Annotated in this window: 15 protein-coding genes; 8 read left to right on the forward strand and 7 right to left on the reverse strand. The window is 74.9% G+C overall.

Annotated elements, in window-relative coordinates; all coding sequences use genetic code 11:
• Positions 1-49: 49 nt before the first annotated feature.
• Positions 50-1576, reverse strand: coding sequence for an aminopeptidase P family protein (locus AC1DYZ_RS04270; protein ID WP_477063969.1), 1527 nt, complete (start codon positions 1574-1576; stop codon positions 50-52).
• Between the two features lie 38 nt (positions 1577-1614).
• Between AC1DYZ_RS04270 and AC1DYZ_RS04275 the strand changes: the two genes are divergently transcribed.
• Together AC1DYZ_RS04275 and AC1DYZ_RS04280 are read left to right on the forward strand one after the other, a co-directional pair.
• Positions 1615-2457: a PHP domain-containing protein gene (locus AC1DYZ_RS04275; RefSeq protein ID WP_477063970.1), complete on the forward strand. Its 843-nt coding sequence runs from the start codon at positions 1615-1617 to the stop codon at positions 2455-2457.
• On the forward strand, positions 2454-3077 hold the full coding sequence (locus AC1DYZ_RS04280; protein ID WP_477063971.1) for a MarC family protein: 624 nt from the start codon (positions 2454-2456) through the stop codon (positions 3075-3077). Before AC1DYZ_RS04275 ends, AC1DYZ_RS04280 begins: the two co-directional genes overlap by 4 nt.
• Before the next feature lie 51 nt (positions 3078-3128).
• On the opposite strand, the gene AC1DYZ_RS04285 is transcribed toward AC1DYZ_RS04280, so the two are convergent.
• A complete protein-coding gene (locus tag AC1DYZ_RS04285; protein ID WP_477064049.1) occupies positions 3129-4826 on the reverse strand; it encodes a DEAD/DEAH box helicase in 1698 nt (565 codons plus the stop codon).
• 333 nt (positions 4827-5159) lie between these two features.
• Between AC1DYZ_RS04285 and AC1DYZ_RS04290 the strand changes: the two genes are divergently transcribed.
• The gene (locus tag AC1DYZ_RS04290) at positions 5160-5873 is read left to right on the forward strand and encodes a ferritin-like fold-containing protein (RefSeq protein ID WP_477063972.1); all 714 of its coding nucleotides are present in this window, start codon (positions 5160-5162) and stop codon (positions 5871-5873) included.
• Positions 5874-5924: 51 nt separating this feature from the next.
• On the opposite strand, the gene AC1DYZ_RS04295 is transcribed toward AC1DYZ_RS04290, so the two are convergent.
• Both AC1DYZ_RS04295 and AC1DYZ_RS04300 read right to left on the reverse strand, forming a co-directional pair.
• Positions 5925-6155 (reverse strand): DUF3107 domain-containing protein, encoded by a 231-nt coding sequence (locus AC1DYZ_RS04295; protein ID WP_456824926.1) that lies wholly within the window; start codon positions 6153-6155, stop codon positions 5925-5927.
• 87 nt (positions 6156-6242) lie between these two features.
• Positions 6243-6911, reverse strand: coding sequence for a TetR/AcrR family transcriptional regulator (locus AC1DYZ_RS04300; RefSeq protein ID WP_477063973.1), 669 nt, complete (start codon positions 6909-6911; stop codon positions 6243-6245).
• A gap of 155 nt (positions 6912-7066) precedes the next feature.
• Between AC1DYZ_RS04300 and AC1DYZ_RS04305 the strand changes: the two genes are divergently transcribed.
• From AC1DYZ_RS04305 to AC1DYZ_RS04315, 3 genes are all read left to right on the forward strand, one after another.
• On the forward strand, positions 7067-7915 hold the full coding sequence (locus tag AC1DYZ_RS04305; RefSeq protein WP_477063974.1) for a DUF3152 domain-containing protein: 849 nt from the start codon (positions 7067-7069) through the stop codon (positions 7913-7915).
• 108 nt (positions 7916-8023) lie between these two features.
• The gene (locus AC1DYZ_RS04310) at positions 8024-11230 is read left to right on the forward strand and encodes an ATP-dependent helicase (RefSeq protein WP_477063975.1); all 3207 of its coding nucleotides are present in this window, start codon (positions 8024-8026) and stop codon (positions 11228-11230) included.
• Positions 11227-14973: an ATP-dependent DNA helicase gene (locus tag AC1DYZ_RS04315; protein WP_477063976.1), complete on the forward strand. Its 3747-nt coding sequence runs from the start codon at positions 11227-11229 to the stop codon at positions 14971-14973. The genes AC1DYZ_RS04310 and AC1DYZ_RS04315 overlap by 4 nt, the downstream gene beginning before the upstream one ends.
• 114 nt (positions 14974-15087) lie before the next feature.
• Here the strand turns inward: AC1DYZ_RS04315 and AC1DYZ_RS04320 are convergent, their stop codons facing one another.
• A complete protein-coding gene (locus tag AC1DYZ_RS04320; RefSeq protein WP_477063977.1) occupies positions 15088-15786 on the reverse strand; it encodes a tyrosine-protein phosphatase in 699 nt (232 codons plus the stop codon).
• On the reverse strand, positions 15783-16724 hold the full coding sequence (locus AC1DYZ_RS04325; RefSeq protein ID WP_477063978.1) for a phosphotransferase: 942 nt from the start codon (positions 16722-16724) through the stop codon (positions 15783-15785). The genes AC1DYZ_RS04320 and AC1DYZ_RS04325 overlap by 4 nt, the downstream gene beginning before the upstream one ends.
• A gap of 99 nt (positions 16725-16823) precedes the next feature.
• On the opposite strand from AC1DYZ_RS04325, the gene nudC reads away from it, so the two are divergent.
• Positions 16824-17801, forward strand: a complete 978-nt coding sequence (gene nudC / locus AC1DYZ_RS04330) for an NAD(+) diphosphatase (RefSeq protein ID WP_477063979.1) — start codon at positions 16824-16826, stop codon at positions 17799-17801.
• A gap of 3 nt (positions 17802-17804) precedes the next feature.
• Here the strand turns inward: nudC and AC1DYZ_RS04335 are convergent, their stop codons facing one another.
• Positions 17805-18065, reverse strand: coding sequence for a mycoredoxin (locus AC1DYZ_RS04335; protein WP_456824883.1), 261 nt, complete (start codon positions 18063-18065; stop codon positions 17805-17807).
• Positions 18066-18225: 160 nt separating this feature from the next.
• On the opposite strand from AC1DYZ_RS04335, the gene AC1DYZ_RS04340 reads away from it, so the two are divergent.
• On the forward strand, positions 18226-20226 hold the full coding sequence (locus AC1DYZ_RS04340; protein WP_477063980.1) for an ATP-dependent helicase: 2001 nt from the start codon (positions 18226-18228) through the stop codon (positions 20224-20226).
• Positions 20227-20330: the final 104 nt, after the last annotated feature.

Raw genomic sequence — 20330 nt, forward strand, 5'->3', positions numbered from 1 at the left:
ATGTCCCTCCTCGCAGGAGTGACGCCGACAGGCAGACCAGATCGACACGTCAGCCGTCGAGCAGTCCCGCCATCCACGCCTCGATGGCGTCGACCTCGCGCGGCAGCGCCGCCGACAGGTTCTCGTTGCCGTCGGCGGTGACCAGGACGTCGTCCTCGATCCGCACGCCGATGCCGCGGTACTCCTCGGGGACCAGCAGGTCGTCCGACTTGAAGTACAGGCCCGGCTCGATGGTGAACACCATGCCCGGCTCCAGCACCCCGTCGATGTACAGCTCGGCGCGCGCCACCGCGCAGTCGTGCACGTCGAGGCCCAGGTGGTGGCTGGTGCCGTGCACCATCCAGCGGCGGTGGTGCTGGTTCTCGGGCAGCAGCGCCTCCTGCGCGCTCACCGGCAGCAGCCCCCACTCGGCCAGGCGCTCGGCGATGACCTTCATGGCGGCGTCGTGCACGTCCCGGAACCGGGCGCCCGGCACGGCGGCCGCGAAGCCCGCGTCGGCGGCGTCGAGCACCGCCTGGTACACGCGGCGCTGCACCTCGGTGAACGTGCCGTCCACGGGCAGGGTGCGCGTGACGTCGGCCGTGTAGAGGGAGTCGACCTCGACGCCCGCGTCGATCAGCACGAGCTCGCCCGCCCGCACCTGGCCGTCGTTGTCGGTCCAGTGCAGCGTGGTCGCGTGCTCGCCCGACGCGGCGATGGTCTCGTAGCCGACCGCGTTGCCCTCCTGGCGCGCGTGCCCGACGAACGTCCCCTCGATCACGCGCTCGCCGCGCTGGTGCGCGATGGCCTGCGGCAGGGCGCGGACGATCTTCTCGAAGCCGTCGATCGTGGTGTCGACGGCGAGGCGCATCTGCTCGATCTCGTACGCGTCCTTGACCAGCCGCAGCTCGCTCAGCGCCTCGGCCAGCCGCTCGTCGCGCTCGCCCGCGGCCTCGGTCGCGCGGATCTCCTCGACCAGGTCGTCGATGGCCTTGTCGACGTCGGCCACCAGGCGCACCTGCACGCCGTCCTCACCGACGTCCTTGGCTACCCCGTCGCGCAGGTCGTCGACGTGCGCCGTCGCGATGCCCGTGAGCGCCTCAAGGTCCTCGAGGGTCGGGCGCGCGCCCACCCAGAACTCGCCGTACCGGGAGTCCGAGAAGAACTCGACCGTGTCGCGGCCGGCCAGCGGGCGGATGTAGAGGACGGCCTTGTGACCGCTGCCGTCGTCGCCCGTGCCGTCCGCGACCGGGTGCAGCACGAGCACCGCGTCGGGCTCCTGCTCGACGCCCAGGCCGGTGAGGTGCGCGAACGCGGAGTGCGGGCGGAAGCGGTAGTCCGTGTCGTTGGAGCGGACGCGGAACGTGCCCGCCGGGATCACCAGGCGGTCGCCGGGGAACCGCGCGGACAGCGCCGAGCGGCGGGCGGCGGTGTGGTCGGCCGCCGGGCTGCGCTCGAGGGTGGACGACGGGCGCGCGCCCCAGCCGGACGTGATCCACCGGACGAACTCCGGGGATCCCGGTCGCTGCGACCTGTTGCTCCCGCGGTCGGCGAGCGGCTGGGCGGGGGCGGCTTCGGGCGTCTGGTCCTCACTCATGGCGTCATCCTCCCATCGACGCCCACTACCGTGAGGCCGTGCGCATCGACCTCCACACCCACTCGACGGCGTCGGACGGGACCGAGGCACCCGCGCAGGTGGTGGCGGCCGCGGCGGCCGCCGGGCTCGACGTCGTCGCCCTGACCGACCACGACACGACGGCGGGGTGGGCGCAGGCAACGGCCGCTGCGACGCAGCACGGCATCGCGCTGGTGCGCGGGACCGAGGTCTCCGCCCGAGCGGACGGCATCAGCATCCACCTGCTGTCCTACCTGCAGGATCCGACGCACCCCGCGCTCACGGACGAGCTCGACCGCACGCGCGACGCCCGCCTGAACCGCGCGCGGCAGATCGTCGAGCTCCTGGCGGTCGACGTGCCGATCACCTGGGAGGACGTCCTCGCGCAGTCCCGCGACGCGGTCGTCGTCGGCCGCCCGCACATCGCCGACGCCCTGGTCGCGCGCGGCGTCGTGCCCGACCGCGACACCGCGTTCTCGCACCTGCTGGCGTCGAACGGTCCGTACCACGTGCCCCACTACGCCCCCGACGGTCCCGACGCCGTGCGCGCGATCCGGGCCGCCGGCGGCGTCCCCGTCTTCGCGCACCCGGGCGCCGACGCCCGCGGTCACATCGTGCCGGACCGCGTCTTCGACCGCCTCGCCGCGGCAGGTCTGGCCGGCATCGAGGTGCAGCACCGCGACCACTCGCCCGCCCAGCGCACCCGGCTCACCGCGATCGCGGAGCGCCTGGGGCTGCTGGTCACGGGCTCGAGCGACTACCACGGCGAGGGCAAGGCCAACCGGCTGGGCGAGAACCTCACCGCGCCCGAGGTGCTCGCGGCGATCGAGGACCAGGGGACGACGACGGTGGTGCGGCCGTGAGCAACGTGTTCGACGCGTACCTGTTCGCGTCCGTCTTCATCACGCTGTTCGTGATCATGGACCCACCCGGCGTGGTGCCCATCTTCCTCGGGCTCACGGGCGCGATGACCCGTCACCAGCGCAACCGGGCCGCGCGCCAGGCCATCCTCGTGGCGCTCGGCGTCATCGTGGCGTTCGCCCTGTTCGGGCAGTCGCTGCTCAACTACATGCACATCACCCTGCCCGCGCTGCAGGCGTCGGGCGGCCTTCTCCTGCTGCTCATCGCGATGGAGCTGCTCACCGGCAAGATGGAGGAGCCTCAGCCGTCCGGGAACGGCAAGGTCAACGTCGCCCTGGTGCCGCTGGGCACGCCGCTGCTGGCCGGCCCCGGCGCCATCGTCGCCACCATGGTGTTCGTCCAGCAGTCCGACAAGACCGTCGCCGACTGGGTGGCCATCGCGCTCGGCGTCGTCGCGGTGCACCTCGCGCTCTACCTGGCGATGCGGTTCGCCAACGTCATCCACCGCATCCTCGGCGACTCCGGCACCATCCTGGTCACGCGGATCGCGGGGCTCCTGCTCGCCGCGATCGCCGTCCAGCTCGTCGCCGACGCGGTGGAGGCGTTCATCAAGGCTGCGTAGACGACGAACGGGGCGCGGGCTCGAGCCCGCACCCCGTTCGGTGTGTCTGGGTCAGCCCTCGGTGGCCGACGCCTGCGCCGCGCCGCCCTCGGACGCCTCGCCGCTGCGCGTGCGACGACGGTTGCGGCTGCGGCGGCTGGTGCCGGTTCCCGCGCCCTCGGTGCCCTGCTCGACGGTCGCGCCGCCCTCCGGGGACGGGTTCGCGTTCTCGACCCCACCCTCGCCGCGACCGCGACCGCGGCCGCCGCGACGACGACGGCTGCCGCCCTCGCGGGCCTCGCCCGACTCGTCGGCGGGACGCTCGGTCTGCGGGCCGGAGCTGCGCGGCGCCGAGCTGGTGCGGGCGTCGCCCCGACGCGAGTCACCGGAGCGGTTGCCACGGATCGCGTCGGAGTGCGAGCCGCCGGCGGGGCGGCCCCCACCGCGCTTGCCGGTCTCGCCCAGGTCCTCGAGCTTCTCGGCGCCCAGGCCCTCGCGGGTCTGCTGCGCCTTGGGCAGGCGGCCCTTGGTGCCGGCCGGGATGTCCAGGTCCTCGTACACGTGCGGGGAGCTGGAGTAGGACTCGATCGGCGCCGGGATGCCCAGGCCGAGCGCCTTGTCGATGAGACCCCAGCGCGGGATGTCGTCCCAGTCGACGAACGTGACGGCGGTGMCCTTGGCGCCCGCGCGGCCGGTGCGGCCGGTGCGGTGCAGGTAGGTCTTCTCGTCCTCGGGGCACTGGTAGTTGATGACGTGCGTGACGGCCTCGACGTCGATGCCGCGCGCGGCGACGTCGGTGGCGACGAGGACGTCGACCTTGCCGTGCCGGAACGCGCGCAGGGCCTGCTCGCGGGCGCCCTGGCCCAGGTCGCCGTGCAGCGCGCCGGCCGCGAAGCCGCGCTCGACCAGGTCGTCGGCCACCTTGGCGGCGGTGCGCTTGGTGCKGGCGAAGACGATGGTCAGGCCGCGGTCGCGCGCCTGGAGGATGCGGGCGAGCATCTCGACCTTGTCCAGGGCGTGCGCGCGGTAGACGACCTGCTTGATGTTCTTGACGGTCTGGCCGTCGTCGTCCGGGTCCGCGGCGCGGATGTGCGTCGGCTGCGTCATGTAGCGGCGCGCCATCGCGACGACGGCGCCCGGCATCGTGGCCGAGAACAGCATCGTGTGGCGGCTCGCCGGGGTGGCGGCCAGCAGCGTCTCGACGTCGGGCAGGAAGCCCAGGTCGAGCATCTCGTCGGCCTCGTCGAGCACGACCGCCTTCACGTGCGAGAGGTCGAGGTGCTTCTGCTTGAGCAGGTCGATCATGCGGCCGGGCGTGCCGACGACCACGTCGACGCCGCTGTTCAGCGCGGCGATCTGCGGCTCGTAGGCGCGGCCGCCGTAGACCTGCAGCACGCGCACGGACCGGCGGGAGCTCGCCGTGGCGAGGTCGCCGGCCACCTGCACCGCGAGCTCGCGGGTGGGGACGACGACGAGCGCCTGCGGCTTGCCGGGGTGGGCGAGCTGCTCGTAGCCCTCCTCGCCGGGCGCCACGACGCGGTGCAGCAGCGGGACGCCGAAGCCGAGGGTCTTGCCGGTGCCGGTCTTGGCCTGACCGATGATGTCGTGGCCCGACAGCGCGACCGGCAGGGTCATCGCCTGGATGGGGAACGGGTGCGTGATGCCGGCGTCGGCCAGCGCCTGGACGATCTCGGGGCGGACGTCGAAGTCCGCGAACGAGGCCTCCACCGCCTGCACGGAGGACCAGGTGTTCTTCAGGGGACGGGTCATGGGCTCGGCCAGAGCAGAGACCTGCTCCGGCGTCTCGTCGGTGGTGGTCACGAGGACTCTTCACTGCGAAGGGTGGTGGGCCGCGCGCTGCCGGGGCCGACGGGTGTCGGAGCGTCCCGGGCGACAGCGGAGATCACCACGCGGGTTGGCCGGCAGCCGATCGTGCAAGTCGACTCGCGCGCGTCTTCCGGACGGGTCCGGGGCTGCGCGAGAAAAGGGGTGATCGTCGAACGAGAAGGAGAACCGAGACGACCGGGCAACCGAATTACCTGCACAGTCTATCCGACCGCTCCCGCAGGCCGGTCGCTGCCCCGCCGGGGCTACGATCCTCGGATGACGACGACGCACGCACGGACCGGTGTCGAGGCCATTCCCGCCGTCGGCACGCTCGAGCACGACGACGCCGTCGAGCTCCTCGGCCTGGTCGCGCAGCTCGAGCACGTCGCGTTCGCCCGCCTCGCCGCGGACGCGTCGCTCGCCCCGACCATCGAGCAGAGCCTGGAGCTGAGCCGCTTCGCCGCCGCCGCGGTCGAGCGGCGCGACCGCGTCCTGGCCCGCATCACGGCGATCGGCGGCGACCCGGTGTCCGCGGTGCGCCAGTACCACGACGTGCTCGACGACTTCGACGCCCGCACGCAGCCCAGCTCGTGGTGGGAGCGCCTGCTCAAGGCCTACGTCGGCTACGGCGTGGCCGACGACTTCTGCCGGCTGGCCGCGGAGGGTCTCGACGAGGGCTCGCGCGCGGTCGTGCTGGAGGTCCTCGACGACGCCTCGCACGCCGAGCTCGCCGTGGCGGAGCTGGACGCTGCGGGATCCGCCGACGGCGTGCTGACCGCGCGGCTCGCGCTGTGGGGCCGGCGCCTCGTCGGGGAGGCCCTCGGGGTGGTCCAGCGGCTGCTCGTGCAGCGGCCGGCCCTCGTGCGGCTGGTCGCCCAGGGCTCCGCCGGCACCGCGGACGCCGCGCCGCCGAACCCCCCGACCAAGCTCTTCGGCGAGCTCACCGCGCAGCACACGCGCCGGATGGGCCGGTTGGGCCTCACCGCCTGAGCACGACAGAGCCCCGCACGGAAGTTCCGTGCGGGGCTCTCTGCTGCGTCGTCAGATGTTGCCGAAGCCGACGCGACCCTTCGACTCGGAGCCGATCTCGACGTAGCCGAGGCTCGCCGTCGGCACGATGACCCGGCGGCCACGCACGTCCACCAGCTCCAGGGCCGGCCGGCCGCTCAGGGCGGCTGCCACGGCGGCGGCGACCTCGTCCGGCGTCTGGTCGGACTCCAGGTTGATCTCCCGAGGCAGGTTCTGCACGCCGATGGTGATCTCCACCGTCATCTCCTTCACGTCCTTACTCCACGCTGTGGTTCTCGGGGTCCTCCCGCGCCTCGATCAGCCCGGTGGGCCGTGGCACGTCGTCCGATCCTAGGCGTCCTCGTACTCGAAGTCGGGCCGGATCAGCGCGGACACCCCGCCCCACGCCAGCTGGGAGACCAGCTCGACGGTGCGCTCGGGTCCGACGTCAGTCGGCTGGCGCAGCCGGTGGGTGGCGGCGCCCTGCGCCATGGCGATGAGCGAGACGGCCAGCATTCCCGCGTCGTCGATCGACAACGCCGTGACCTGCGACAGCACCACGGCAATGCGGCGTGCGGCTTCCGAGGACGCGTGCTCGACCCGGGCGCGCACGTCGGCGTCGTGCGTGACGTCGGACTCGAACAGCAGCGCGGACGACTCTCCTGCGCCCTCGACGAACATGATGTACGCCTTGACGATCGCGGCGATGACGTCGCGGCCGTCGCCCCTGCGCACCGGCCCCTGCTCGATGCCCGAGACGGCCGTGTCGACGGCGACGAGCAGGTCCGCGCCGTTCTGGTCGACCACCGCGAGGTAGAGGTCCAGCTTCGACGGGAAGTGGCGGTAGAGGACCGGCTTGCTGACCTCGGCGCGGTCGGCGATGTCGTCCATCGAGACGTGGTGGAAGCCCTCGGTGGAGAAGAGCTCCTGGGCCATCCGCAGGACCTGGGCGCGACGCTCGTCGCGCGCCATCCGGGGGCTGCGCGCCCTCGGGGTCGAGTCGTCCGTCCCGTCCGTCATTCCGGCATGGTAGCGACGGGATGTGTCAGGAGTGCGACGATGACCGGGTGACGGCTCCGCGTGCGCGCCCGACGGGCCAGGGACGAGGGCGTGCGCGCAGACGCTCGCCAGCTCGTCCTCGTCGACCCCACCGGGCGCGCCGGAGCCTGGCGTCCGTGCTCGCAGCGGTCGCGGCGGTCGTCGTCGGACTCGTGCTCGGCGCGGGCGGGGCGTGGTGGACCACCGGCTCGCCGCACGCGGGCGCGATGCTCGACACGGTCCTCGGGGACTCGTCCGGCCCGGCGTCGACCGGTGCGCCCGACGCCGAGCTGCTCGACCGCGACGGGTCGCAGAGCCGGATGTCCGGGGGCCGCCAGCCGGCCCTCGCGGACCCGGTGGAGGCGCCGCTCGGCATGCTTCCCACGGAGCCTCCGCCCACCGTGTTCGCCCTGCCCCCGGGGCTGACCGCGCAGGACGTCGCCGCGGGGCTGCTGTCCTCGGACGTGCCCGAGTCGGCCGCCGGCACGTTCACGGTGGTCGCGGGCAGCGACCCCGGGCCGGGCGTCGGCACCGTCCGGACCGTGCGCGTCGAGGTCGAGGACGGCCTGGCGGTGGACGGGGCGCTGTTCGCCGCGACCGTGATGGCCACGCTCAACGACCAGCGCAGCTGGGGCGCCGACGGGTCGCTGTCGTTCGCGCGCACGGACGGCGATGCCGAGATGCGGGTGCTGCTGGCCTCGCCGACGACGATCGACGCCCTCTGCGCGCCGCTGCGGACCGACGGCGAGGTGTCCTGCGGACGGGCCGGTCACGCCGCACTGAACCTTCGGCGGTGGGTCGAGGCGACCGACGAGTTCGCCGCGGACAAGACGCTGTACCGGCAGTACCTGGTCAACCACGAGGTGGGACACCTGCTCGGCCACGCGCACGAGCGGTGCCCCGGGGCCGGTCAGGTGGCCCCGGTCATGCAGCAGCAGTCCTACCGGGCGGCCCCGTGCGTGCCGAACGCGTGGCCGTTCCCCTGACCACCCCGTGACCACGTTCTGACCACGTTCTGAGCCGTTCTCCGTGACGTGACCTCCGGCAGCGGGTCGTGCGCGGCGGTGTCGGTGGCTCGTGATGGGATCTTCCGCGTGACCACCTCCACGACCGCCCTGCGCCTCGTGCGCCCGGCGTTCGCGGACGTCCCGGCCGCCGGACCCGGCGCCCTCGTCGCGCTGGACGCCGAGCAGGCCGAGGTCGTCGCGGCCGTGGCGGCCACGTCGGACCGGGCGCTGCTCGTCCTCGGCGCCCCCGGCACCGGCAAGACGACGGTCGCGCTCGAGGCGGTCGTGGCCGCGGTGGAGCACGGGCTCTCGGCGGAGGACGTGCTCGTCCTGGCGTCGGGGCGTCGCGCGGCGGCGGACCTGCGGGACCGGCTGTCGGCGCGGCTCCGCCGGACCTCGGGCCGGCCGCTGGTGCAGACCGCGGCGGCCGCGGCGTTCTCGATCCTGCGCGCGCGGGCCTCGCTGCTGGGCGAGCCGGCCCCGACGCTCGTGTCCGGTGCCGAGCAGGACCTGCTGATCGGTGATCTGCTGGCCGGCCACGCGGCCGGCGAGGGCGTGCCGCTCGCGTGGCCGCCCGAGGTGCGCCCGGACGTGCTCGGCCTGCGCCCGTTCCGCGACGAGCTGCGCGACCTGCTGATGCGTGCCGCCGAGCGCGGCCTGACCCCGGTCGAGCTCGCCGCGCTCGCGGACGTGCACGGCCGGCCGGCCTGGGCCAGCGCCGCCCGGCTGTACGAGGAGTACCTGGACGTCGTCCAGCTGCGCACGGGCACCCCCGACCTCGGCGCCCGGCTCGACCCGGCGGTCGTCGTCGATGAGGCCGCCCAGGCCCTCGCGTCGTGGGACGTCGAGGTCCCGGGTGCGGTCCGTCCGCGGTGGCGGCTCGTCGTCGTCGACGACCACCAGGAGAGCACGTCGGCCACGGCCCGCCTGCTGCGGGCGCTGGCCGACGACGGAGCCCGCGTGGTGCTGCTGGCGGACCCCGACGCGGCGGTGCAGACGTTCCGCGGCGCGACGCCGTCGCTGGTGGGCCGGGCGGGCGTCGACGGCCCGGGCCCGGGCGAGCTCGGTGCGCGCACGGTCGTGCTGCGGACGGCGTGGCGGCACGACGCCGCCCTGCGCGCGGTGGTCGGGCGGATCGCGGAACGGGTGGGTGCGGTCGGCGCTGTGCAGCACCGGCGCGCGGAGCCCGGTGGCTCCGGCGAGGGCGAGGCGCGCGCCGCGATCCTGCCCAGCACCGCGCAGGAGGCGGCGTTCGTCGCGCACACGCTGCGCAGCGCCCACGTCGAGCGCGGGGTTCCGTGGAGCGAGATGGCGGTCGTCGCGCGGTCGGGCGCCCAGGTCACGGCGCTGCGACGAGCCTTGGCGGGCGCGTCCGTGCCGGTCAGCGTGCTGGGCAGCGACGTTCCGCTGCGCGAGGAGCCCGCGGTCCGGCCGTTGCTCGACGCGATGCGGGTCTGCGTCGGTGCGGTGGAGCTCGACGCCACGGCGGCCGCGCGTCTGGCGTGCTCGCCGCTGGGTGGTCTCGACACGGTCGGCCTGCGGCGCGTCCGCCGGGCGTTGCGCGCGCAGGAGCTCGCCCAGGGCGGCGGGCGCACCAGCGATGCGCTGCTCGTCGAGGCGCTGGGGTCCGACGAGCAGGTCCCCGCCGCCGCCCGACCCATCGCTCGGCTGGCCCGGGTGCTCGCCGAGGGGCGCCGCGCCGCCGCGATCCCGGGTGCCGACGCCCAGACCGTGCTCTGGGCGCTGTGGCACGCCGCCGACCAGGCCGAGCCGTGGCGTCGCTCGGCGCTTGCCGGTGGCGCCGCGGGGGAGCGCGCGGACCGCGACCTGGACGCCGTGCTGGCGTTGTTCCGCGCGGCCGAGACGTTCGTGGACCGCATGCCGCGCTCGACACCGGCGGCGTTCGTCGACTGGCTGCAGGCGCAGGACCTGCCGTCKGACTCGCTCGCGGCACGCGCCCGCCGCGCGTCCGTGCAGGTGCTGACCCCGGCCGGCGCGGCCGGGCGGGAGTGGGACGTCGTCGTCGTTGCGGGCGTGCAGGAGGGGTCGTGGCCCGACCTGCGGCTGCGCGACTCGCTGCTGGGCGCCCAGGCGCTGGTGGACGTGGTGGCTGGACGCGTGGGGGCGGCGGGCTTCGACGCCGCCGCGGCGCGCGAGGCCGTGCTGGCCGACGAGCTGCGCTCGTTCGTGGTCGCGTGCTCGCGCGCGCGCCGCTCGCTGGTGGTCACCGCGGTGGACGACGCGGACCACCAGCCGTCACCGTTCCTCGACCTGGTGGACCCGTCGGACGACGAGGTCGACCCGCGCCGGACCGCGGTCCCGGCTCCGCTCGACCTGCGCGGGCTGGTCGCGCAGCTGCGCGCGCACCTGGAGCAGGCCGCCCTGGACGGCGCCGAGCCGGATCCCGTGGCGGCGAGCACGCTCGCGCGGCTGGCGGCCGCCGGTGTGCCCGGTGCGGACCCCGCGCAGTGGTACGGCCTCGCGGCACCGTCCAGCCACGCCCCGCTGTGGGCGGACGACGAGCGCGTGCCGGTCTCGCCGTCGAAGGTCGAGACCGCGCAGCGGTGCGCGCTGCGCTGGGCCCTCGAGGCGGCGGGCGGCACGGCGTCGAGCAGCGGCGGCCAGAGCCTGGGCACGTTGCTGCACGCGATCGCCCAGGAGCACCCGCGCGGCACCGAGGCGGAGCTGTCGGAGGCCCTGGACAAGCGCTGGGGCGAGCTGGGGCTGGGCGCCGGGTGGCCGGCGCTGGCCACGCGCCGCAAGGCGGACGCCATGGTGCATCGGCTCGCCGTGTACCTGCGCACCGCCGGTGAGCCGCTGCTGGTCGAGGGTGCGTTCTCGGTCGACACCGACCGGGCGACCCTGCGCGGCTCGGCCGACCGGATCGAGCTCGTGAACGACGGTACCGCCGGCCAGACGGGTCCCGTGGTGCGCGTGGTCGACCTGAAGACCGGGGCGAGCCCGCCCAGCGTGAGCAAGACCGCCGAGAACCCGCAGCTCGGCGCCTACCAGCTGGCCGTGGACGCGGGCGCGTTCGACGGGCTGCCCGACGGCGCGACCTCCGGCGGCGCGCAGCTGGTCTTCCTCGGCACCGGGGCGTCGGCCGTGCTGCGGACGCAGGAGCCGCTCGGTCCGGAGGTCGACGGACCCAGCTGGGCGCGGACCATGGTGGACCAGGTGGCCGACCGCATGGCGGCGTCCACGTTCGAGGCGACCGCCAACGACCTGTGCGACCGGTGCCCGGTCCGGCGTTCGTGCCCGGTCCGCGGCGAGGGCGGGCAGGTGGTCGCATGACCGGCGTCCTCTCGGCGGCGCAGATCGCCGCCCTCGTCGGCCAGCCCCCGCCGACCGCCGAGCAGCGGCTCGTCATCGAGGCGCCGCTCGGGCCCTCCCTCGTCGTCGCGGGCGCCGGCTCCGGCAAGACCGAGACCATGGCCGCGCGGGTGGTGTGGCTGCTGGCCAACGGCATCGTCGAACCCGACCAGGTGCTCGGCCTGACGTTCACGCGCAAGGCGGCGGGCGAGCTGGCCGAGCGGGTGCGCCGGCGGCTGCGGACGCTGGCGCGCGCCGCCGCGGCGGAGGGCGTCGTCCTGCACGGCACCGTCGACCCCGGACGCGGGGACGCGCTCGCCGGCCTGTCCCGGCCGACGATCTCGACGTACAACTCCTACGCGGCGTCCCTCGTCGCCGACCACGCCCTGCGGCTGGGTCTCGACCCGTCCGCGCGGCTGCTGGGCGAGGCCGCGCAGTGGCAGCTGGCCAGCGAGGTCGTCGAGGCGTGGAGCGACGACCTCGACACCGATGCCGCGACCTCGACGGTGATCGAGGCGGTGCTGACCCTGTCGGGCGGGCTGGACGAGCACCTGCTCGACGCCGCCGGTGCGCGCGCCGGGGTCGAGGGCATCCTCGAGGCGATCGCCGCGACGCCCGCGGGCGAGCCGGCGCGTGAGCCCTATGCCGAGGTCAAGAAGCTGCTGCGGTCGCTGGGGGAGCGGGTCCGGGTGCTCGACCTCGTCGCCGAGTACCGGACGCGCAAGCGCGCGGGCGACGCGATCGACTTCGGCGACCAGGTGGCCCTGGCCGCGCGGCTGGCGCTCGACGTGCCCGAGGTCGGTGCCGGCGAGCGGCAGCGGTTCCGCGTCGTGCTGCTCGACGAGTACCAGGACACGTCCTACGCCCAGCTGACCCTCCTCGGCGCCCTGTTCGGCGGGGGGCACCCGGTGACGGCCGTCGGGGACCCGAACCAGTCGATCTACGGCTGGCGCGGCGCGAGCGCCGGGGGGCTCGAGGGCTTCCCGACGTCGTTCGCGCAGGTGCGCGACGACGGCACGCGCGCACCGGCGGACGTCCACCAGCTGTCGACCTCGTGGCGCAACGACCGGCTGATCCTCGCGGCGGCGAACCACGTGGCGGCCCCCCTGCGCGCCTCGACCACCCGCGTCGCGGTGCCGGTGCTGGCCTCCCGGCCGGGCGCGGGCGAGGGTCGGGTGCGCGCGCACGTCGCCGAGACGCTCGAGGACGAGGCACGCGCGGTCGCCCAGTTCGTCCGCGACCGGTGGCAACCGGCCGGCCCCGGACGCGAGCGGGTCACCGCGGCGGTGCTGTGCCGCAAGAGGTCCCAGTTCGAGCCGCTCCGGCGTGCCCTACGCGACGCGGGGCTGCCCGTCGAGGTCGTCGGCCTCGGCGGGCTGCTCTCGGCGCCTGAGGTGGTCGACCTGGTGGCCCTGCTGCAGACGGCGCACGACCCGTCCCGCGGCGACGCCCTCATGCGGCTGCTCACGGGTGCACGGACGCGGCTCGGTGCGGCCGACCTGCACGCCCTGGCGGCGTGGTCCGGCGAGCTGGCTGCCCGGCACGACGGCCGGTCACGCGCCCGGGGGTACGCGGACCCGACCGCGACGGCTGACGGCACGACGTCCGACCACGGCGGACCGGTGGCGGTGGACAACGTCGTCGTCGAGGCCGACGCCGTCGACGAGCGCAGCATCGTGGACGCGCTCGACGCGATCACCGAGCTGCCGGCCGACGGCTGGACCAGCCGCGGCGGCCGGACCCTCAGCGCCGTCGGTCGGACGCGGCTGGGAGAGCTGGCGTCGACCCTCCGCGTGCTCCGGGGCCACACCTACCTGTCGGTGCCGGAGCTGGTCGCCGAGGCGGAGCGACTCCTCGGCCTCGACATCGAGGTCGCCGCACGCGCGCGGACGTCACCGGGCCGGGCGCGCGCGCAGCTCGACGCGTTCCGCGACGTGGCCGTGGAGTTCGCGCGGTCCGCCGACCACCCCAACCTGGGGGGCTTCCTGGCGTGGCTCGAGGCCGCCGACACGCGCGAGAACGGCCTGGACATGCCGGTCTCCGAGCCAGACCCCGACGCCGTCCAGCTCATCACCGTGCACGCGGCGAAGGGCCTGGAGTGGGACGTCGTCGCGGTCGCCGGGCTGGTCGACGGCGGCCTGCCGGCAACGCCGACCCAGGGCAAGGACGGCCCCAAGGACTCCGCGTGGCTGACCGGGCTCGGCTCCCTGCCCTACCCGCTGCGCGGCGACCGGCACGACCTGCCCGCGTTCGAGTACGCCGGCGCGGCGGACCCCAAGGACCTCGAGGAGCGCCGCAAGCGCTTCGTGCTCGACGCCGGCGACCACGAGGTGGCCGAGGAGCGACGCCTCGCGTACGTCGCCCTGACGCGCGCCCGCTCCGACCTCTTGCTCACCGCGGCGTGGTGGGGCGACGGCACGCGGGTGCGCAAGGTCTCCACCTTCCTCACCGAGCTGGCGGAGGCGGGCCTCGTGGAGACCGGAGGCTGGGAGTCCGCGCCCGACGACGGAGGAACCAACCCCCGGGCATCGCTGACCCTGACGGCGACCTGGCCCGCAGACCCGTTCGGCGCGGAGACGGGCTCGACGCGTCGCCCGCACGTCGAGGCCGCCGCGGAGCTGGTCCGAGCGGCGATGGCTAGGCCGGCGGCGCTGAAGACCACAGTGCCGCCGACCACGGTGCCGCCGACCGCGGTGCCGCCGACCGCGGTGCCGCCGACCGCGGTGCCGACAGGGACGGTGCGACCAGAGGCTTCGACTGTGCCGACGGCGTCAATCTCCTCCGGCTCAACCAACCAGATCGAGGGCGTGGCCGACATCGGCAGCGTCGCGGGCGACGACCCGCAGCACCCGTGGGAGGTGCTGGCCGAGCGCCTGCTCGCCGAGCGCGAGCGCGCACGCACGCCGTCGGGCGAGGTCGAGCTCCCCGCGCACCTGTCGGCCTCCGCGCTCGTGCGCCTGGAGGGCGACCCCGCCGAGTTCGCCCAGCACCTGCGCCGCCCGGTGCCCGCCGAGCCGTCCCCGCAGGCACGCCGGGGCACTCGCTTCCATGCGTGGGTCGAGGGCTGGTACGGCAGCGCCTCGTTGGTGGACGTCGACGCCCTGCCCGGTGCCGACGACGACGACGCGTCGCTGGACCTGGACGAGCAGGCGCTGCGGGAAGCGTTCCTGGCCACGGAGTGGGCGAACCGGTCGCCGGTCGCGGTCGAGGTGGACATCGAGATCTCGGTCGACGGCTACGTGCTGCGCTCCCGCATCGACGCGGTGTTCCCGGACACGATCGGTACGGAGGCGGACGGTGCGGACGCGGACGGTGCGGACGCGGGCGGTGTCGTCGTCGTGGACTGGAAGACCGGCGCCCCGCCGAAGGACGACGCCGCCCGGGCCTCCCGCGAGCTCCAGCTGGCCGTCTACCGGCTCGCCTGGTCGCGCTGGACCGGGACCCCCGTTGACCGGGTGCGGGCGGCGTTCTGCTACGTCGGCGCGGGGGTCACCGTGTACCCCGAGCGGCTGCTCGACGAGGCCGAGATCACTGCCCTGCTGCGTTCGGCGACCACGGCGGACGGGGTGCAGGCGGCGGGTCCGGTCCACGATCCCCGACCCAACCGGCGCGGCCCCCGGACGAATCCTCAAGGACGTCGTCGCCCCGACTGGGAGACGGCGAACGCGGCACCGGCTCGCCGTGCGGCACCGACGGCGGCTCCCACGCTGTTCGACGCTGACTGAGAGGTGCGAACCAAGCGTCAGCGGACGACGAGCAGTCCGACCCCACGTCGTGCGCGAGGGCGGGCAGCTCGTCAGAAGCGGCGGCGAGCCTTTGGACGCGCTCGCGCCGGGGCCTCAGTCGAGCAGCCGCGCCCGGACCCGCGTGAGCTCCGAGTCCGTCAGGCCGTTGCTCGTGAGGTAGTCGGCGACGTCGAGATCCTCCAGCAGCGCGCGCAGGTGACCGGTCACGTCCGCGAGCCACGCGGTCAGCTCGTCGGCGGTCCGCGGCGCCTCGTCGCCGTGCCCGGCCGCCGCGAACGCGTCCATGGCGACCACGCTGCGCACGTAGTCGTCGACGATGGCGTCGAGCGGCACGCCGACCAGCGAGAGCAGCAGCGCGGTGACCAGCCCCGTCCGGTCCCGGCCGGCGGAGCAGTGGATCACGACGGCGCCCTCGGGCGCGTCGGCGACCGTCCGGACGACGTCGACCACCAGGTGCGGCCAGGCGTCGAGGTTCGCGCGGTAGTAGACGGGCGAGTTCAGCGCGGCGCGCCACCGCGCCATGAAGTCGGCGTCGTCCCACACCTCGACGGGCCGGTGGTACCGCGTCACAGCCGCGGGAAGCGCGAGGGGAAGGATCTCGTGCGGGTTGCGCAGGTCGATGATCGTGCGCACCCCGGCGTCGAGCAGCTCGTCCCAGCCCTGCTGGTCGAGACCGTCGAGGCGTGGCGCGCGATAGAGGCGCCCGAACCGAGTCGTCGACGTCCCGGCGGGCAGCCCGCCGAGGTCGCGCGCGTTGTGCAGGCCGCCCCACGCGACGGTCCGGTCGGTCACGCGAGCAGCGAGGTAGCCTCGGCGTCCTGGCGGGTGTGGGCGTCGAGGTCGTCGAGCATCGCCACCGCGTCGTCGATGATCTCGTCGTCCTGGCTGCGCACGCCGTAGAGCAGCCACCGCGCGAGCGCGAGCTCACCGGCGAGGAGGGCGCGGTCGGCGAGGTGCGGGTCGGTGAGCTCGGTCCGGCGCAGCTGGTACGCCTCCATGATCGAGTCGGTCACGTCGGGCGCCGCCGCGACGAGCAGCCAGGCCAGGTCGTCGGCCGGGTCCGCGACGCAGACGTCGCCCCAGTGCAGGATGCCGGTGATGTCGTCCCCGGCGGCGAGCACCCGGTCGCTGGTGAGGTCGCCGTGCACGACGGTGGGCCGGAAGCGCCAGAGCGCGACGTCCTCCAGCCGCTCCTCCCAGCGCCGCAGCAGCGCGGGCGGCACCTTGCCGGTGCGGGCGGCCTCGTCGACCTCGGCCTGACGGCGCTTGCGGTACTCGCCCGCGTCGTACACGGGCAGGCCGGCGTCCTCGACGAGGCCGGTCGGCAGCTCGTGCACGGCGGCGATCGCGCGGCCGAGCGCGGCGGCGAGGCCAGGGCCGGGCACGAGCCGCTCGAGACGGAGGGGCTCGCCGGGGATCTCCGCGTGCACGGCCGCGCGCCCGCCCTCGGGCAGGTGCGCGAAGCCGACGGGTGCGGGGACGGCGAACGGGAGCTTGCCGCGCTCGACCTGATCGGCCAGCCCGGAGAGCAGGACGACCTCGGCCTCGAGCGCCGCGCCGGCGGCGGCGTGCTGGGGCGCGCGGACGACCCACCGGTTGCGGTGGGCGTCGATGACGACAGCCGTGTCGAAGTCGGACCCGGGCTGGGCGGGCCGTCGGACGTCGAAGGCATCGAGTCCCGGGACGGCGACGGTCGCCAGCGCGGCCAGGGCGAGAGGGGATCGGACCACGCGCCAAGGATAGGCGGGCCACCGGGCGCTCCTGGCCGAGCGGCGCGGCGTGTCTCCGCCCGAATCGTCCAGAAACGGGCCTCCGCGTACCGTGACCGCGTGATCGTTTCGGATGACCTTCCGCTGTCCCGCGCCGGTGTCGACCGAGCCGCACTGCTGCGCGGCGACGACGACGCGGTGCCCCGGGCCCTCGCCGACGAGGCGACCCGCGTGCTCCTCGTCTGCGACGGCGCGGTCGTCGCCACCCCGGAACCGCGGGTGGCGCTCCTCTCGCCCGGGGACGTCGCCGCGCTCCTCCCGCACCCCGGGGACTGGTTGCTGCTCGGGCGTTCCGACGCCGGCGAGGTGTTCCTGGCCCGGCGGGTTCCGGAGCGGCGACCCGCCCCGCGCGTCGGTGACGCGGCCGACGTCCTTGTCCACGCCGCGCCGTCCACCCCGAACCCGAGCCCGGAGCCGCTCCTGCCCGACGGGCTGAGCTGGGTCTCCCTGCGCGACATCGGCGCCGGGCTGACCGCGCAGGAGGCGGGCCTCGCGACCACGGCCGTCGCGCTCGACTCGTGGCACGCGCGGCATCCTCGCTGCCCGCGGTGCGGTGCCGAGACGCGGGTGCGCCAGTCGGGCTGGACGCGGGTGTGCGTCGTCGACGAGTCGGAGCACTACCCGCGCACGGACCCGGCGGTGATCATGGCCGTCGTCGACGCCCACGACCGGCTGCTGCTGGGGCACGCGGCGCACTGGGCGCCGGGCCGGTGGTCGACGCTCGCCGGGTTCGTCGAGGCGGGGGAGTCGCTCGAGCACGCCGTGCGGCGCGAGGTGGCGGAGGAGGCAGGCGTGCTCGTCGGGGATGTCAGCTATCGCGGCAGCCAGCCGTGGCCGTTCCCGGCGTCGCTCATGGTCGGCTTCCGCGCCACGGCGGAGTCGACGGAGGTAACCGTGGACGGCCTCGAGCTCACCGACGCCCGGTGGTTCTCCCGCGACGAGCTCGCCGCCGCGGTGCAGTCGGGCGAGGTCATCCCGCCGGGGCGGGCGTCGATAGCCCGCGCCCTGGTGGAGGAGTGGTTCGGCGGACCGCTCTGAGGGTCAGACGAGCCGGTCGCGCACCTGCGCGAGCGACGGGTTCGTCGCGGCGGACCCGTCGGGGAACACGACGGTGGGCACCGTCTGGTTGCCGCCGTTGAGGGACTCGACCAGCGACGCTGCGTCGGGGTGCTCCTCGATGTTGACCTCGGTGTAGCCGATGCCCGCCGAGTCCAGCTGCGTCTTGAGACGGCGGCAGTACCCGCACCACGTCGTGGAGTACATCGTGATGGTGCCGGCGTCGGGCAGGGTCTGCGTGGTCATCGGTCCTCGGTCGCTCGTCTGGTCATCGGGGCGAGATCGTCGCCCACGGGGTGAACGCCCGCGCGGCCCGGTCTCTTCCCGAGGTCGCGCGGACGGGTGACGGTACCCGAGGCGCACAGGGGCGCACGAGCTGTGGGCGGGGGCTGCGAGACTGTGCCCGATGTCCGCCGAAGCCCTCCTCGATGCGCTCGACCCCGAGCAGCGCGCCGTCGCGACCACCCTGCGCGGACCCGTGCGCGTGCTCGCCGGGGCGGGCACGGGAAAGACCCGGGCGATCACGCACCGCATCGCCTACGGCATCCAGGTCGGTGCGTACCGACCCGCCAACGTCCTCGCGGTGACCTTCACGGCCCGTGCGGCCGGGGAGATGCGCACCCGGCTGCGGCTGCTCGGTGCGTCGGGCGTCCAGGCCCGGACCTTCCACGCCGCGGCGCTGCGCCAGCTCGGCTTCTTCTGGCCCAAGGTCGTGGGCGGCCCCCCGCCGCGCATCCTCGAGCAGAAGGTCAAGCTGGTGGCCCACGCCGCGACGCTGGTGGGCCTCGAGACGGACCGGGAGAGCGTGCGGGACCTGGCCTCGGAGATCGAGTGGGCCAAGGTCTCGCTGGTCACCGCCGACGACTACGCCAAGGCGGCGGCTGCGACGGACCGCCCCGGCCCCGGCGGCGTCGACCCGCAGTCGGTCGCGCGGCTGATGGCGGCGTACGAGTCGGCCAAGGACCAGCAGGGCGTCATCGACTTCGAGGACGTGCTGCTCCTGCTGGCGGCCATGCTGGCCGAGCGCCGCGACGTCGCCGAGTCGGTCCGCGAGCAGTACCAGCACTTCGTCGTCGACGAGTATCAGGACGTCAGCCCGCTGCAGCAGTACCTGCTCGACCAGTGGCTGGGCGGCCGGCAGGAGCTCTGCGTCGTCGGCGACCCGAGCCAGACCATCTACTCGTTCGCCGGCGCGACGGCCCACCACCTCACCTCGTTCACTGCCACGTACCCCCGGGCGACGACGGTGGAGCTGGTCCGCGACTACCGCTCCACGCCCCAGGTGGTGGGTCTCGCCAACCACGTGATGGACGCCGCGCGCAAGGCGGGCGGCCCCGCCCCGCTCGCGCTGCGCGCCCAGCGCCCCGACGGTCCGGACGTCTCCTACGTGGCCTACCCGGACGACGACGCGGAGGCCGCCGGCGTCGTGCAGGGCATCGCCGACTTGGTGCGGCGCGGGGTGTCGCCCGCCGACATCGCCGTACTGTTCCGGACCAACGTGCAGTCGGAGGCCTTCGAGGCGGCGCTCGCCGACCACGGCATCGCGTACCAGGTCCGAGGCAACGCCCGGTTCTTCGCTCGCGCGGACGTGCGCAAGGCGATGGTGCTGCTGCGCGGCGGCGCGCGGGCCGCCGACCCGGGGGTGCCGATGCCCGAGTCGGTGCGCGACATCCTGCGCAGCGCCGGCTGGACGGACTCCCCGCCGGAGGGCCGCGGTGCCTCCCGGGAGCGCTGGGACGCGCTGCAGGCCCTGGTCACCCTCGCCGACTCGCTGGCCGCGGCCCCCACCGCGGGAGGGGGCGAGCCGACGGTGTCCGACCTCGTCGCGGAGCTCGACGAGCGGGCCGCCGCCCAGCACGCGCCGACGGTCGAGGGCGTGACGCTCGCGTCGTTGCACGCCGCCAAGGGACTGGAGTGGGACGCGGTCTTCCTGGTCGGGCTCTCCGACGGGCTGCTCCCGACGGTCCAGGCGCAGACCGATGCGGCCGTGGCCGAGGAGCGGCGCCTGCTCTACGTCGGCATCACGCGAGCGCGCGAGCACCTCCAGCTGTCGTACTCGCGAGCCCGCCACCCGCGCGCCCGTGCCAGCCGAGGCGTGTCGCGCTTCCTCACCGACCTGTGGCCCGACGAGCGCCGCCGGCCCACCGGCCCGCGACGCGAGCTCGACGACCGCCAGCAGGAGGTGGTGGACCGACTCACCGTCTGGCGCGACGCCCACGCGGCTGAGGTACGTCGGCAGCCCGCATCGGTGCTGACGACGGCGACCATCCGGGCCATCGCCGAGCGCTGCCCGGGCACGCTCGAGGAGCTGGGCACGGTCCGCGGGGTGGGGCCGACGACGCTCGCAGGCATCGGTGAGGACGTCCTGGCGACCGTGCGGGCGGCGCTTCAGGCACCCGCGCGGTGAGCCTGAATCGGCTTGGCAGAAATTCGTCGACGAATCTTCGTTAAATCGGTTGTCCGCGTTTCTGCGCCTGTCCTAGGGTGGGCGACGTCCTTGTAGAGGGATCG

The sequence above is a fragment of the Cellulomonas sp. P1_C4 genome (genome assembly GCF_056406355.1).